The sequence below is a fragment of the Mangrovibrevibacter kandeliae genome (genome assembly GCF_024519155.1).
In the GTDB taxonomy this organism is placed as follows: Bacteria; Pseudomonadota; Alphaproteobacteria; order Rhizobiales; family Rhizobiaceae; genus Mangrovibrevibacter; species Mangrovibrevibacter kandeliae.
In genome coordinates this window covers 38,841-53,972 of sequence record NZ_JANIFJ010000009.1, presented here as the reverse complement: position 1 = coordinate 53,972, position 15,132 = coordinate 38,841, and the positions used below count along the sequence as shown (strand labels likewise).

Here is a 15,132-nt window from a genome sequence, read left to right as displayed (position 1 = left end):
GCGCCGGCGCCGGTTCGAGAAGAGCCGCGTCAGCCGGCGAGCAGGCGGGCGTAGCTCGCGACGTCGACGTTGCCGCCGCTGACGATGATGCCGACGCGCTTGCCGCGGCAGTCGACGGCGCCGGAGAGCGCAGCGCTCGCGGCGAGGCATCCGGTCGGCTCGACGACGAGCTTCATCCGCTCGGCAAAGACCCGCATGGTCTCGACGAGGGCGGAATCGGGCACGGCGACGATGTCGGAGACGAGCCGCTGGATCAGCGCGAAGGTGAGCTTGCCGAGATGGGTCGTCAGCGCCCCGTCCGCGATCGAGCGCGGGACGGGAATGGTGACGATCTCGCCCTTCTGGAAGGACTGGCGCCCGTCGTCGCCGGCTTCCGGCTCGACGCCGATGACCCGGCAGCCCGGCGAGAGTTCGGCTGCGCTGAGTGCGCTGCCGGCCAAAAGCCCGCCGCCGCCGACACAGACGAGCAGCAGATCCAGCGCGCCGACCTCCTCGAAGAGCTCGGCCGCGGCGGTGCCCTGGCCGGCGATCACGTCAGGATGGTCGAAGGGCGGGATCAGCGTCAGCCCGCGTTCGCTGGCGAGGCGCGCCGACAGCGCCTCGCGGTCCTCGCTGTAGCGGTCGAAGGTGACGACCTCGGCGCCGTAGTCGCGCGTGGCGGTGAGCTTCACGGCCGGAGCGTCCAGCGGCATCAGGATGGTCGCCGGCGTTTCCAGTATACGCGCAGCGAGCGCGATCGCCTGCGCATGGTTGCCGGACGAGAAGGCGAGGACGCCGCGCCTGCGCGTGGCAGGGTCGAGTGAGGCGATCGCATTGTATGCACCGCGAAACTTGAAGGCTCCGGCACGCTGCAGGTTCTCGCACTTGAAGAACAGCGTGCCGCCCACGCGCTCGTTCACGAGCCGCGAGGACAGGACGGGCGTTCGATGCGCTACGCCCTCGAGGCGCGCGCGAGCGGCCGCGACGTCTGCAAACTCGGGGAGCGAAACGGCTGGCGAAGGCTGGATCGATGTCATGGCAGCGTCCATCGGGTGCGGCGGGCCGCGAGGCGGCTGGACCGGCAGTGTATACCGTTCAGCCCTTACGCCGACTGGAAGCGCGCGACAACCGTGGCCGCTCCCCATTCTGTCATACGATCGTTGAACAGCGCCGCTAGAGAAGCACCGCCGCCCACAGGCACCGGAGCAAACTGCACAGCTGTGCAATCACCAGCATGAGCGACCCTGCCTTTCTTCAGATTCGCGACCTGACCGTCGGCTACGGCGGGAACCGGGTGCTCGACGCGCTGAGCCTCGAGGTGTGCGAGGGCGAGTTCGTCGCGCTGCTCGGCGCGTCGGGCTGCGGCAAGACCACCCTGCTGCGCACGATCGCCGGCTTCGCGGATCCCAGCGAGGGCGAGGTGGTGCTGGCCGGCTCGGACATCACGCGCCGCCCGCCCGACCGGCGCGGCATGGCCCTGGTGTTCCAGTCCTACGCGCTCTGGCCGCACATGACGGTGGCGCAGACCATCGGCTATGGATTGAAGCTGCGGCGCGTGGCGAAGCCGGAGATCGCGCGGAGAGTCGCCGAGATGCAGGCGCTGCTCGGGCTCGAAGGGCTGCAGGAGCGCAAGCCGGCGCAACTGTCCGGCGGCCAGCGCCAGCGCGTCGCGCTCGGCCGGGCGCTGGCGATCGAGCCGCAGGTCCTGCTTCTCGACGAGCCGCTGTCCAATCTCGACGCGCGCGTGCGGCTCACCTTGCGGCACGAGATCCGCGCGCTCCAGTCACGGCTCGGCATCACCGCCGTCCACGTCACCCATGACCGCGAGGAGGCGATGGTGATGGCCGACCGCATCGTCCTCATCGACCGGGGGCGGATCGCGCAGGCGGGCACGCCCGACCGTGTCTACAATCATCCGGCCTCGGCCTTCGTGGCGGCCTTCATGGGGGCCGAGAACGTCCTCGAGCTGCGCGGTACCGTGACCGGTCAGGACGTCCACCTCGCCGCCGGCGCGGCCAATGCCCCGGCCGCGGTGCCGGTTCACGGCCGCAACCTGACATCGGGGCGCTTCGAGGCTCGCTTCCGCAGCGAGGCGGCGGTGCTGCTGCCGGCCGATGCCGCGCCCGTCGATGGCGCGCTCGACCTCGTCGGGGTGGTGCGGACGGTGAGCTATCCCGGCGGCCTGTGGCGTCATCTGGTCGTCATCGGCGACCGCGACATTCACGTCGACGCTGCGGTCGCGCACCCGCCCGGAACCCCGGTCACCGTTCGCGTGCCGTCGAGCGCGCTCTTCCTGTTCGATGCGGCGCCGACCGCATCTCCTCCTCCCAGCTCGCCGTGACCAGCGGGATCAGCCGGGAACAAGCGTCCGCGTTCCAATCCAGACAATCCGGAGCATGTCGATGAAGATTGCACTGAAGGCCGTCCTGATGCTCGGAGCGATGTCGCTCCCGGCTCCCGCCGCCGAACTCACGGTCATCACCGCCGGCGACCAGAACATGGTGGACTACGTCAACCAGTATCTCGGGCCGATGTTCGAAAAGGAAAACCCGGGCGACACGGTGCGCGCCGTCGGCACCGGTCCCGGCGATGCGGGGTCGCAGAAGATCCTCGAGCGCTTCGAGGCGCAGAAGGGCAACGACAGCTTCGACACCGACGTCGCGGTCGTGCACGAGAAGTTCGTCGGTCCGATGCTGAAGGAGAGCCTCCTCAAGGACTACCGCAGGGACATTCCGACCGGCGACCTCGTCACCAGCGACAAGGCCAGGATGGCGCTCGGCACCGACGTCGACGGCTACGTCATGCCGATGTTCTCGAGCCAGACCGCGATCGCCTACAACCCCGACCTCGTGCCGAATCCGCCGAAGACCTATGCCGAGATCGCGGACTGGGCGAAGGAGCATCCGGGGCAGTTCGGCTACAACGGCATCAAGGGCGGCGCCTCGGGCGTCAGCTTCGTGATGGGCTGGATCTATGCCTTCGGCGAGGGCGACGCCAAGACGCTGATGAACGGCCCATTCGAGGAGAGCGAAACCAGGAAGTGGGACAAGGCGCTCGCCTCGCTCAAGGACTTCAACACCTCGGCCACCCTGACGCCGGGCAATGCCGGCACGCTCGACATGCTGTCGCGCGGCGAGATCGCGATGGGTCCCGTCTGGGTCGACATGTTCTATTCCTGGCAGGCCGACGGAAAGCTGCCGCCGGGCTTCAAGCTCGTGCTGCCCGCGCCGGGGATGCCGGGCCAGCCGATGCACTACGTGATCCCGGCCAAGGCCGCCCATCCGGACCTCGCGGAAAAGTTCGTGGCGCTCGCCACCAGCCCGAAGGTGCAGGCGGAGGGGATCGTCAAGCGCTTCAACTGGTACCCCGGCATCGACGCCGACAAGGTGAAGGCCGAGCTCGACGAGAAGACCTGGAACAAGCTGTTCATCGACGTCACGCCCGAGGATCTCGCCAGGAACGGCAAGCCGTTCCCGATCGCGCCCTACAACAACGCGATTCTGGAAGCCTATGAGCGACAGGTCGCCAACTGACCGAGCCGATCCCGCGCCTCCGGCCCCTGTGGCCGGAGGCGAGGGACCCGTGCGCCCGCCGATGTCCCAACGTCTCCTCGCCCTCGCGCTCGTCCTGCCGGCGCTCCTCACCATCCTCCTGTTCTTCGTCGCGCCGCTCGGCGCCTCGGTCACCGGCGCCTTTTCGCTCGACGGCGACTTCACTCTGTCCAATTTCGGCAAGTCGTTCGAGCTCTACAGCTCCGACATCCTGTTCACCCTGTGCATCGCCGGGCTGTCGACCGGGGTCATCGGAGCCCTGGCGGTGTCGATCGGCGGTTACCTCACCTTGGGCGAAAATCCGCTCGCCGTCGCCGTGCTGCGTTGGCTCTATCGCTGGCCTCTGTTCATCCCCTTCATCGTGGTCGGACAGATCCTGAGGACCTTCCTCGCCAGGAACGGGCTCATGAACAACATCCTGATCGCCGGCGGGCTCCTGACCCCGCTGCAGACGACGAGCTTCCTCGACTGGCGCGGCATCGTCATCGCCTTCGTGTGGAAGCAGACGCCCTTCGTCGCCCTCCTCGTCGCCGGAGCGATGGCCTCGGTGGACAGGGGCACGCTGGAGGCGGCGCGCAATCTCGGCGCCTCGCGGCTGCGCATCCTGCTCGAGATCCTGCTGCCTCAGGTCTATACGACGCTCGCAGTGGGGCTGATCCTGTCCTTCGTCACGATGATGTCGGTGCTGTCGGTGCCGCTGATGATCAACGCCCAATCCCCGACCATGCTGACGGCCGACATCGCCTTCCGCATCAATGCCTATGGCGACTACGGCGTCGCCAATGCCCTCGGGCTGATCAGCCTCCTGATGACCGCCGGAGCGGCGGCGATCTATCTGCGTCACGCGGCGCGGGAGCGGGCGCGGTGACCGGCCTTTCCGCCAGAGGCGCGCGTGGCGCAGGACAGGTCGCGGATGCACTGCGCTGGGTGCCGCGCACGTTCGGCCTCGCGCTGCTGGCCTTCGTCATCTTCGGGCCGCTCGCGAACCTCGTGCTCTGGGCCTTCGCCGAGAAGTGGTATGTCCCGCACGTCTTGCCGCTCCAGTACGGGTTCGAGTTCTGGGGCCGGGTCTTTGCGCCGCGCGGCGGGGCGCTCGTCTCGCTCGGCAACAGCGTGACGATCGCCGTCCTGACCGTGATCGCGGCGCTGGCGCTGGCGGTCCCGGCCGGCTACGCGCTCGCCCGGCTGCGCCTGCCGCTCCGCGGGCTGGTCCTCGTCGTGTTCCTGATCCCGCAGGCGTTTCCGAACCTGCCGGTCTACGTGAACATCGCCCGGGTGTTCTACGAGATCGGCCTGAACGGGACGATGACCGGCGTTGTGCTCGTCCACGTGACCCACAGCTCGGTCTATGCCGTCTGGATCGCCACGGCCGCCTTCGCGGCCGTCGATCCGGAACTCGAGCAGGCGGCGCGCACGGTCGGCGCCTCGGCGCTGCGGGCCTTCGTCGACGTGACGCTGCCGCTCGCGCTGCCGGGCCTGGCGGCGGCCGGCATCTTCGTCTTCCTGGAATCGCTGGACGAATTCACCGGCAGCTACTTCGTCGGCGCGCCCGATGTCATGACGCTGCCGCTGCTCCTCTACACGGCGGGTGCCGGCGGCAACTACCAGATCGCCTCGATCACGGCGCTGCTGCTGATGATCCCGTCGATCCTGTTCATGTTGTGTGTCGAGCGCTTCCTGCGCGCCGACGTCCTGGCGCGGGTGGGACGGTGATGAGCGACGACAGCGACAGGGCCCGGACCGGTGGCTACGTGAGTGCCCAGCAGGTGGCCAGGCGCGCCGGAGTCTCGCGCTCGGCCGTGTCGCGCGCCTTCACCCCCGGCGCCAGCATCGGCAAGGAGACCCGCGACCGGGTGCTGCAGGCGGCGCAGGAGCTCGGCTACCAGGTCAACGACCTCGCGCGCGGCCTGCTCGCCAAACGCTCGACCATCGTCGGCCTCGTCGGCACCAAGCCCGAGGCCGGCTTCCGGGCGCATCTCGTCGCCGCACTTGCCAAGGCGCTCATCGCACGCGGCTCGGTGCCGGTGCTGGTCAACACCGGCGACACGCCGCCCGAGGTCGAGGCAGCCCAGCGCATCCTGCTCGGCTACCGGGCGGAGGCGACGATCGTCATGTCCGGCTCGCCGCCGGCGCCGCTGATCGCCGATGCCCGGCGCAACGGCCAGCCGGTGGTCTTGATCGGCCGCTCCGATCCGGAGGTCGACGGCATCCTCGTCGACAACGCCGCCTGCGCCGCGCGCGCCGCCACCCATCTGGCGCAGCGCGGTGCAAAGCGCCTCGGCCTCCTCGGTTCGGCCTCCGGCACGCAGAGCATCGTCGAGCGGGAGACGGCGTTCCGCGAGGCGGCGGCCGGCCTCGGTCTCGAGGTCGTCACCGCGCGCGGCACCGACACCGACTATGCCGGCGGGCGCCAGGCGATGGCCGAGCTCCTCGCCGGGCCGCGGCCGGACGCGGTGTTCTGCGTCAACGATCTCCTGGCGCTCGGCGCGGTCGATGCCGTGCGCATCGGCGCCGGCCTGCGGGTGCCCGAGGACGTCGCGATCATCGGCTTCGACGATATACCGGAGGCGTCCTGGGACGCCTATCGCCTCACCACCTTCGCGCAGCCGCCGGAGTTCGTCGCCGCCGAGGCGGTCCGACTGCTCGACCGGCGTCGGGCCGACCCTCATGCCGCGCCGCTGACCCTGCGGATCGACGCGGACCTGAGACTGCGGGCGACCGCCTGATCTCTCGGCAGGAGGTCGGCTGAGCGCCGGGGTGCGGCGGATGCGTCTGCCGCCCGTCGCGGCGTGGCGCCCTTATCGACAGCCGCCGTGTTTCATGTACGGTTTTGCGGAAGACCCCACGTCGATCTGCCGGAGTGCCACTCGTGATCCTGAAGACGCCCTACCTCATGTTCCTCGGCGACGTGCCCGACGCGCTGGCCGCCAAGACGGCGCAGGGCGTCGTCGACTGGCGGCGCGAGCAGTGCCTGGCGCAGTTGCGCCTGCCCGGCTGCGGCGCCGATCTCGGCCTGCCGGAGATGGGTGTCGCCGAGGCAGTGGCGGCCGGCGCGAAGACGCTGGTCGTCGGCGTCGTCAATGCCGGCGGCGTCCTGCCGGACCACTGGATCGCCACCATCGTCGAGGCGCTGGAGGCGGGGATGGACGTCGCGAGCGGCCTGCACGTGCGGCTGCGCTCGCTACCGGCCGTCGCCGCGGCCGCCGACCGCACCGGCGGACAGCTCGTCGACATCCGCGAGCCGGGCCGCAGCTTTCCGACCGGCAAGGGCGTCAAGCGCACCGGCAAGCGGCTGCTTGCGGTCGGCACCGACTGCTCGGTCGGCAAGAAATATGCCGCCCTCTGCCTCGAGCGCGACATGCGCGCCGCCGGCTTCGACGCCGACTTCCGTGCGACGGGCCAGACCGGCATCCTGATCTCCGGCCGCGGCGTACCGCTCGACGCGGTCGTCGCCGACTTCATCGCGGGGGCCGCCGAGTGGCTGACGCCGGATGCGGCGGCCGATCACTGGGATGTCGTCGAGGGGCAGGGCTCGCTGTTCCACCCGTCCTTTGCGGGCGTCACCCTCGGTCTCCTGCACGGCACGCAGCCGGACGCCTTCGTCGTCTGCCACGAACCGACCCGCACGAAGATGCGCGGCGTCGAGACGCCGCTGCCGACGATCCGTCAGGTCATGGACGCGACGGTCCTGCTCGGCCGGCTGACCAATCCCGACATCCGCTGCGTCGGAATCTGCATCAACACCGCCAAGCTCGGCGAGGACGAGGCGCGCGCCTGCCTCGAGGCGGCTTCAGCCGAGCACGGCCTGCCGGCGAGCGACCCGATCCGCTACGGCACGCGGCCGATCGTCGAGGAGGTCGGGCGGGTCTTCGCCCGTCCCTGATCCGACCCGGCGAGGCCGGCAGGCTGGAACGCGGTTCGGCGTGACCCTGAACCGCTCCAGCGCCTGATCGCTCGAGGACCGCTATCCCGCCGGATCAATGGTGCTGCGAGTGCATCACCTGGATGACGGCCGGGGTGATGACGACCGCGAACAGGACCGGCAGGAAGAAGACGATCATCGGCACCGTCAGCTTCGGCGGCAGCGCCGCGGCCTTCTTCTCGGCCTCGGCCATGCGCTGGTCGCGATTCTCCTGGGCGAGAACGCGCAGCGCCTGGCCGATCGGCGTGCCGTAGCGCTCGGCTTGGATGAGGCTGGTGACGACGCCCTTCACCCCGTCGAGCCCGGTGCGGGTCGACAGGTTCTCGAAGGCCTTGCGGCGGTCCTGCAGGTAGGAGAGCTCGGCGGTGGTCAGCACCAGCTCCTCTGCGAGCTCGGGCGACTGGACGCCGATCTCCTCCGAGACGCGGCGGAAGGCGGCCTCGATGCTCATGCCGGACTCGACGCAGATCAGCATCAGGTCGAGCGCCTCCGGCCAGGCCCGGCGGATCGAGGTCTGGCGTTTCTTGGTGCGGTTGGCGAGCAGGATCACCGGCAGGTAGTAGCCGAAGGCGGTGGCGGCGAGGATGGCGACCAGCTTGGGCAGCAGCGAGATCTGGCCGCCGAGGATGCCGACCGTGTAGATCGTCGATGCGACGAGGAAGACGCCCGGCACGATGACGCGTGCCGCAAGATACCGCACCACCGGGCTGCGGCCGCGATAGCCGGCGCGGCGCAGCAGTTGCGCCGTCTCGGTGTCCTCCACCTGGCCGGCCATGTTGAAGCGCTCGACGATCACCTGATAGAGCTTCTTCGGGGGCTCGCGCAGCAGGAACTGCTCCTTGGCGCGATCGAGGCCGGCGCGCTCGCGCACGCGGATGCGCTCGCGCTCCGCGTCCAGCTGCCGCATGCGCTCGGTGAGGCGGTCGCGGCCGAGATAGGGCCAGGCGACGATCAGCGCGGCGCCGATGCAGGCGAGCGCGGCGAACAGCGAGACGAGTCGCTGCGGTTCGAGGGCGGCGAGAGCGGACGGGAGCATCGGTCGGCCTCAGAAGTCGAAATTGATCATCTTGCGCATCACCAGGATGCCGATCGTCATCCAGACCGCGCAGCAGCCGAGCACGATGTGGCCAAGCGTCTCGGTGCCGAGGAGCTCGATGTAGGCGGGGCTGGTCAGCCAGACGAGCGAGGCGACCACCACCGGCAGGGCGCCGATGATGCCGCCGGAGGTCTTCGCCTCGGTGCTCATCGCCTTGATCTTGGCCTCCATCTTCTTGCGCTCGCGCAGCACCTTGGAGAGGTTGCCGAGCGCTTCCGACAGCGAGCCGCCGGTGCGCGACTGGATGCCGACGACGATGGCGAAGAAGTTCGCTTCCGGCAGCGGTACCCGTTCGGCGAGACGCGCGACCGCCTCGTCCATCGGCATGCCGAGCGTCTGGTCTTCGACCATCGTCTTGAACTCGCCGCGCACCGGTTCGGCGGCCTCGTTGGCAACGATCTTGATGCAGTCGACCAGCGGCAGCCCGGACTTGATGCCGCGGGAGATGACGTCGATCGCCGTCGGGAACTCCTTTGTGAAGCGCTTGAAGCGGCGGCCGCGCCGCATGCCGACGAAGAGATGCGGCAGGAGCAGGCCGCCTGCGATGCCGAAGCCGAGACAGGCGAGCGCCTGCAGCCCGCCGACAGCCGCGATCGCGGCGCTGACCACGCCAGCCATCGCACTGATCCCCACATAGGTCTGCTTCGACCAGTCGAGCTGCGCCTGGCGCAGGCGGATCACCAGGCTCGGCTTGCCGCGCTGGCGCGCCTTCGACTTCTGCTTCTCGTCGAGCTCCTTCAGCGTCTCCTGGATGGTCCGCTTGCGGGTCTTCTCGCCGGCGCGGGCGGGTGCGGCAGCGGCGCCGCCGAGCGTGCCGGCCTGAGCGATCGCCGAGAACCGGCTGTCGAAGGCCTTCGGCCGCGCGAAGAGCGGGGGCGCCACGACACCGAAGGTGCAGAGCACGCCGATGCCGATCAGGACCGAGAGGAGGAGCGTTGGGTTCAGGGCCATGTCAGCGGCTCTCCCGCGTCCGGTGCCGGGCGTCGTCAGGCCGCATTGTCGACATCCTCGGCGGCATCGATGGCTGCGGCGAGGCGCTGCTCCTCGCCATAGTAGCGGGCGCGGTCCCAGAAGGCGGGACGGCCGATGCCGGTGGAGCGGTGGCGGCCGACGATCTTGCCGTTCGCGTCCTCGCCGAGGATGTCGTAGACGAAGAGGTCTTGGGTGGTGATGACGTCGCCTTCCATGCCGACCACCTCGGTGACGTGGGTGATGCGGCGCGAGCCGTCGCGCAGGCGCGCCGCCTGGATGATGACGTCGACCGAGCCGACGATGATCTCGCGCACCGTCTGGGCCGGCAGGGTGAAGCCGCCCATGGCGATCATCGATTCCATGCGCTTCAGGCACTCGCGCGGCGAGTTGGCGTGGATCGTGCCCATCGAGCCGTCGTGGCCGGTGTTCATCGCCTGCAGGAGGTCGAACACCTCGGGGCCGCGAACCTCGCCGACGATGATCCGCTCGGGCCGCATGCGCAGGCAGTTCTTGACGAGCGCCCGCATGGTGATCTCGCCTTCGCCCTCGATGTTCGGCGGGCGGGTCTCGAGGCGGACCACGTGCGGCTGCTGCAGCTGGAGTTCGGCCGAGTCCTCGCAGGTGATGATGCGTTCGTCGCGGTCGATGTAGCGCGTGAGGCAGTTGAGCAGCGTCGTCTTGCCCGAGCCGGTGCCGCCGGACACCACGACGTTGCAGCGCACCCGCCCGATGATGCGCAGGATCTCCGCGCCCTCCGGCGAGATCGAGCCGAACTTGACGAGCTGATCGAGGGTCAGCTTGTCCTTCTTGAACTTGCGGATGGTGAGCGTCGGCCCGTCGATGGCGAGCGGCGGGGCGATGACGTTGACGCGGCTGCCGTCGGCCAGGCGGGCGTCGCAGATCGGCGAGGATTCGTCGACGCGCCGGCCGACCTGGCTGACGATGCGCTGGCAGATGTTGAGGAGCTGTTGGTTGTCCTCGAAGTGGATGTCGGTCTCCTCGACCTTGCCGCCCACCTCGATGAAGACGTTGTCGCAGCCGTTGACCATGATGTCGGCGATGTCGTCACGGGCGAGCAGCGGCTCGAGCGGGCCGTAGCCGAGCACGTCGTTGCAGATGTCGTTGACGAGCGCTTCCTGCTCGGCGACCGAGATCTGCAGCTTCTTGGCGCCGATGATGTCGTTGGCGACCTGCACGATCTCCTCGCGCGCCCGCTCGATGGGCATCGTCGACAGGAGCGCGACGTCGATCGAATCGACCAGCGCGTCGAAGATCGAGCGCTTGATCTCGTAGTGCTTGTCGGTGCGACCGGAGCGTTCGCTGCGCGGCGCGCGCGAGACGGCGAGATCGGCAACGGCGGGTTCGACGGGCGGCGCATCGGCCAGCTGGCGCACCGGGCACGGGACGGTGTCATCGGGCTTCTTGCCGAACATGCAAAACTCCACATCACGTCGTCGGGGCGGCGGGGGCCGGCCCCGTCCGGGGGCGCAACATCGGTCGAACGCCGATCCGGCCGAGACGATCGCAATGTAACGAATCGGTCCCAATACCGGCTGAAGCCGAACGCTCGGATTTTATGGAGTTACAAGATGATAGCGCGGGATGCCGAAGCGCTGTCGCGCATCGGGCACGAAGCGGCCGACGGGTGCGGTTGATCCCTGCGCGCCGACCGGCGGTCGTATCGCGCCCTTGCCCGTCTCAGCGCTTGAGAAGGCGCTTCAGTCCACGCCGCTCCACCTTGGCCTCGCGCGCCACGACGAGGCCGAGGCCGAGCTCGGCGAAGGCGCGGGCGGGACTGGAGCGCGGTGCGACTTCGCCGATCATCTGGCCGTTGTTGGCGGCACCGCCGAACAGCTTCGCGTCGAAGGCGATCTCGGCCTGCAGCTGCAGTCCCACGGCTTCGGCGAAGGCGGCGGGCTTGATCTCGGCCCGCTTCGGCAGCCCGATCTGGTTCAGGACCAGCTTCGGCGGGGCGTCGTGCGGCCGGGCGTTCTTCAGGAACTCAAGGATGCCCTTGAGATTGCGCATGCTCGCAAGGTCGGGCGTCGCCGTGATCACCACCTCGTCGGCGTCGATCAGCCGCCGTCGCACCCAGGACGTCCACATGTGCGGAAGGTCCAGTACGGTCAGCCGCGCGCTGGACCGTGCCAGTTCGGCGAGTTCGTCGAACTCGGTCTCCCTGAGATCGTAGGCCCCGCCGAGCGCCAGAGGCGGTGTCAGGAGGTTGAGCCGCTCGGTGCGCATCGTCATCAGGCGGTCGAGCAGAACGTCGTCGAGGCGGCCGGCCTCGTGGATCGCGTCCAGGATGCCGTGCGGCGCCTCGATGTTGAAGTCGAGCCCGACAGTGCCGAAGGGCAGGTCGAGATCGGCGAGCAGGACGTCGCGGCCGACCTCGCCGGCGATCGCGAAGGCGGTGTTGTGGGCGACGGTCGAGGAACCGGCGCCGCCGCGCGTGCCGATGAAGGCGCAGAGCTTGCCGAGCCGCTGCGCGCCCGACTCGCGATAGAGACGGGCGATGGTCCCGACAAGGCCGACCACGTCGACGGGGGCGACGACGTAGTCGCTGACGCCGCGCTCCAGGAGATCGCGAAACAGGGTCACGTCGTTGCGGTGGCCGACGACGAGGACGCGCGTGCTGGTGAGGCAGTGCTCGGCGAGGGCCTCCAACTGCCCGAACAGCGTCGCCTCGTCGGCAGAGGACTCGGCGATGATGAGATTGGGAGTCGGCGAGGAGCGGTAGAGTTCGATCGCCGCCGGCAGGCCGCCCATCTGCACGCTCATGCGGGTGCGCTGCATCCGCCGGTCCGACGCGGCCGCACCGGCTGCGTTGGCGACGCCGGAGGTCTCGCAGAAGGCGCCGATGGTGATCTGCGGAATGACGATGGAGCCCGGTGCGGTCTCGCTCGGGCGGCTGGCGGGCGTGCTGTCCTCAGGCTTCGGCGACATCTCGTTCTCCGCCCTCACGGGGCCGCAGGCGCGCCGTGCCGGCCGACGGTCACGGTCTCGACGGCGCCGTTGCGGTGAACCCGCACCGTGCGGGGCGCTCCAGTCGGCCCGGAACCGTCGGCGAGCGAGCGCAGCGACAACGACAGATTTCCGGCCGCCTCGGCCGCGGTGACCACCTCGACCTGGCGCGGGTCGAGCTCGAGCGTCGCCGTCTTGCCGAGCACCACCTTCTCCGGATTGGCCGGATCGAAGTGCTGGGTCTGGTCGACGGCGAGCACCTTCACGTTGCTGAGCACGGTGCGGCTGACCGGCCCGCTGGTGGCGACGTCCCCGCGGGTCTCGGTCAGAACGACGTCCACCCGGTCGTTGGGCAGGACGAAGCCGCCGGCGGTGTTCTCGGCGGAGATGCGGACCGCCGTCGCGCGCATGCCGGCGGGCAGGATCGCCGACATGAAGCCGGAGCCGACGGGCGCGAGCTTGTCCTCCCGGATCGGCTCGCCGTCCTGGAACTGACTGCGCACGATCGATCCGGTCAGCTCGGCCATCGCTTCCGGCTTGTTGGTGCGCGTGATGAAGCCGGCCGGGACGGAGTCGGCCGGCCAGGCCTTCCACTGCAGGTTCGCCGTGCCGAGCGCGGTGCCGGCGGCCAGCGCGCCCGAGGCGACGAGGACGTCGGCCATCGGCGGCGGCGGCGCCGGTTCGGTCACCACCACGGTCTCCGGCTGCGGAGCGGGCGAGGGGCTCAGCGTGAACCAGATGGCGAGGCCCGCTGCGGAGAGGGCGACGATGAGGAAGACGAGGCGCATCATCGGCGTGTCACCCTCACTGGTCCGGCGCCGATGCAGCCGCCGCGGCGGCCGGGGCGGCGCTTCCGCTGCCGGCCGTGTAGCCGGAATAGACGCGGGCGGCGACCTTGCCATCGGTGCGGATCGTCGTGGCGTCGCGGTAGGGCGGGAAGGCGTTCGTCGTGTGGATCGCGAGGTTGGCCGCAGGGGCGTCGCCCGCCGACAGCGCGATGCTGTCGCGCTCGCTCATGTAGTCCGAACAACCCGTCAGCAGCCCGGACGCGAGGACGGCGAAGCTAAGGCTTGACCACCGCATAGGGGCCGGCTCCTTCCAGGTCGAGAATGTGGCCGAACGGGCCGGTGATGCCGGCGCCGGTGCGAATTTTCTTCGCCATGTCCTTGTCGACCTCGAGCAGGCCCAGCGCGAACAGCTCGACGTCGTTGGAGGGGCGCGTCGCGTCGAGCGGCGAGTGCAGCTCCTCGCCGGGCCGGGCCGGCCGCACGAGATGCGGCGTCACCACCACGACGAGGTCGCTCTCCTCCTTCTGGAAGCTCGTCGAGCGGAACAGCGCGCCGAGCACGGGCACGTTGCCGAGCCAGGGCATCTGCTCGATCGTCTTGGCGTTCACCGTCTGCAGCAGTCCCGCCATCGCGAAACTCTGCCCGTCGCGCAGCTCGATGACCGTCTGTGCCTTGCGCGAGGTGAAGCCGGGATTGCCGTTTACGGTCACGGCGGTGTCGATCTCGCTGACCTCCGTCATGACGCGGAGGTTGATCAGGTCGCCGTCGAGCACGGTCGGCTGGAAGTCGAGGCGCACGCCGTAGGGGCGATAGTCCGTCTGGGTGCCGGAGGAGCCGTTCGACGCGGTGACCACGGTCTGGATCGGCACCTCGCCGCCGGCGTGGAACTCGGCCTTCTCGCCGCTCACCGTCGTCAGGTTCGGCTGCGCCAGCCGGCGCACGAGACCCTTCTTCTCCAGCGCGTCGATGATGATGTCGAGCCGGTAGCCCGCGGTCTCCAGCACCTGGGCGACCAGCGTGCCGAAGGGCGTGCCCTGCGAGTTGCGGGGCGCGTTCTGGCCGTAGGTCGAGACCAGCTGGCCGGAGTCCTCGTCGACGTTCACCGACAGGCGCGAACCGATCGTGGAAGGGCCCGGCACGCCGCCGGAGACGCGGAAGTTGACCCCGAGATCGCGCCCGGCGGTCCGGCGGGCTTCCAGCACCCGCACTTCCAGCGACACCTGCTGCGAGCTGGAGACGGAGAGGGCGTTGATCACCGGATCGTTGGAGAACTGCTGGGCGATCTCGATCGCCCGTGCGACGTCCGGCGCATCGCGCACGAGGCCGCTGAGATGGATGCGGTTGTTCAGGTTGCGCACGGTGACCTGGGACCCGGGCACGGCGGCGCGGATGGCGGCCGCGACGTCGCTCATGTCGACGCTGACGCGGGTGTCCACCACCCCGAGCAGGGTGTCGCCCCCGTCGAAGATCGAGACGTTGGTGACGCCGTTCGCCTTGCCCTGGATGTAGAAGGCGCGGTCCGACAACGGCACCACGTCCGCGATGTTCATGTCGCCGACGACGAGGTTGGCGAAGGGATGGTCGGTCTGGATGGTGATGGTGGTGCTCGGCCGCAGCACGACGTTCGACACCGCGGCATTGCCGAGGGCGATGACGCGTTCCTGCGCGAATGCGGGAGCGCAGAGGACCGGCAGGAGGGTGAGTGCGGCCGCGGCGAGGGCGCCGCGCAGGCGGCGCCTCGTCTGGTTTGCCTCGCGCTGCCCCATCGATCGCACGCTCGCATTCCTCGGCTGGCGGCCCGAATCCCGGCAGGGAGGCCGCGTCGAACCCTGAGACAGGTTCGACATCTTGCTCCCATAC

Annotated in this window: 14 protein-coding genes; 6 read left to right on the top strand and 8 right to left on the bottom strand. The window is 69.5% G+C overall.

Annotated elements, in window-relative coordinates; all coding sequences use genetic code 11:
* Window positions 1–29: 29 nt before the first annotated feature.
* Window positions 30–1,016 (bottom strand): threo-3-hydroxy-L-aspartate ammonia-lyase, encoded by a 987-nt coding sequence (locus NPA30_RS18195; protein WP_256804222.1) that lies wholly within the window; start codon window positions 1,014–1,016, stop codon window positions 30–32.
* Window positions 1,017–1,213: 197 nt separating this feature from the next.
* Between NPA30_RS18195 and NPA30_RS18190 the strand changes: the two genes are divergently transcribed.
* The 6 genes from NPA30_RS18190 to dgcN all read left to right on the top strand — a co-directional run bounded on the left by NPA30_RS18190 (window position 1,214) and on the right by dgcN (window position 7,413).
* On the top strand, window positions 1,214–2,320 hold the full coding sequence (locus tag NPA30_RS18190) for an ABC transporter ATP-binding protein (protein WP_256804221.1): 1,107 nt from the start codon (window positions 1,214–1,216) through the stop codon (window positions 2,318–2,320).
* 61 nt (window positions 2,321–2,381) lie between these two features.
* Window positions 2,382–3,512 carry an ABC transporter substrate-binding protein gene (locus NPA30_RS18185; protein WP_256804220.1) on the top strand — a complete coding sequence of 377 codons (1,131 nt, stop codon included), beginning with the start codon at window positions 2,382–2,384 and terminating at the stop codon, window positions 3,510–3,512.
* Between the two features lie 61 nt (window positions 3,513–3,573).
* Window positions 3,574–4,398, top strand: coding sequence for an ABC transporter permease (locus NPA30_RS18180; protein WP_256804219.1), 825 nt, complete (start codon window positions 3,574–3,576; stop codon window positions 4,396–4,398).
* Window positions 4,395–5,243: an ABC transporter permease gene (locus NPA30_RS18175; protein WP_256804217.1), complete on the top strand. Its 849-nt coding sequence runs from the start codon at window positions 4,395–4,397 to the stop codon at window positions 5,241–5,243. The genes NPA30_RS18180 and NPA30_RS18175 overlap by 4 nt, the downstream gene beginning before the upstream one ends.
* On the top strand, window positions 5,243–6,256 hold the full coding sequence (locus NPA30_RS18170; RefSeq protein ID WP_256804216.1) for a LacI family DNA-binding transcriptional regulator: 1,014 nt from the start codon (window positions 5,243–5,245) through the stop codon (window positions 6,254–6,256). Before NPA30_RS18175 ends, NPA30_RS18170 begins: the two co-directional genes overlap by 1 nt.
* Before the next feature lie 143 nt (window positions 6,257–6,399).
* Window positions 6,400–7,413, top strand: a complete 1,014-nt coding sequence (gene dgcN, locus NPA30_RS18165) for an N-acetyltransferase DgcN (RefSeq protein WP_256804215.1) — start codon at window positions 6,400–6,402, stop codon at window positions 7,411–7,413.
* Between the two features lie 94 nt (window positions 7,414–7,507).
* On the opposite strand, the gene NPA30_RS18160 is transcribed toward dgcN, so the two are convergent.
* From NPA30_RS18160 to NPA30_RS18130, 7 genes are all read right to left on the bottom strand, one after another.
* On the bottom strand, window positions 7,508–8,488 hold the full coding sequence (locus tag NPA30_RS18160; protein WP_256804214.1) for a type II secretion system F family protein: 981 nt from the start codon (window positions 8,486–8,488) through the stop codon (window positions 7,508–7,510).
* Between the two features lie 9 nt (window positions 8,489–8,497).
* Complete coding sequence (locus NPA30_RS18155; RefSeq protein WP_256804213.1) at window positions 8,498–9,499, bottom strand: type II secretion system F family protein; 1,002 nt, start codon at window positions 9,497–9,499, stop codon at window positions 8,498–8,500.
* 35 nt (window positions 9,500–9,534) lie between these two features.
* Window positions 9,535–10,953 (bottom strand): CpaF family protein, encoded by a 1,419-nt coding sequence (locus tag NPA30_RS18150; RefSeq protein WP_256804212.1) that lies wholly within the window; start codon window positions 10,951–10,953, stop codon window positions 9,535–9,537.
* A 265-nt stretch (window positions 10,954–11,218) separates the two neighbouring features.
* Entirely contained in the window at window positions 11,219–12,466 is a 1,248-nt protein-coding gene (locus tag NPA30_RS18145; RefSeq protein WP_256804210.1) for an AAA family ATPase, read from the bottom strand.
* 14 nt (window positions 12,467–12,480) lie between these two features.
* Entirely contained in the window at window positions 12,481–13,275 is a 795-nt protein-coding gene (cpaB, locus tag NPA30_RS18140) for a Flp pilus assembly protein CpaB (RefSeq protein ID WP_256804209.1), read from the bottom strand.
* 13 nt (window positions 13,276–13,288) lie between these two features.
* Complete coding sequence (locus tag NPA30_RS18135; RefSeq protein WP_256804208.1) at window positions 13,289–13,567, bottom strand: hypothetical protein; 279 nt, start codon at window positions 13,565–13,567, stop codon at window positions 13,289–13,291.
* The gene (locus NPA30_RS18130; RefSeq protein ID WP_256804299.1) at window positions 13,548–15,038 is read right to left on the bottom strand and encodes a type II and III secretion system protein family protein; all 1,491 of its coding nucleotides are present in this window, start codon (window positions 15,036–15,038) and stop codon (window positions 13,548–13,550) included. Before NPA30_RS18130 ends, NPA30_RS18135 begins: the two co-directional genes overlap by 20 nt.
* Window positions 15,039–15,132: the final 94 nt, after the last annotated feature.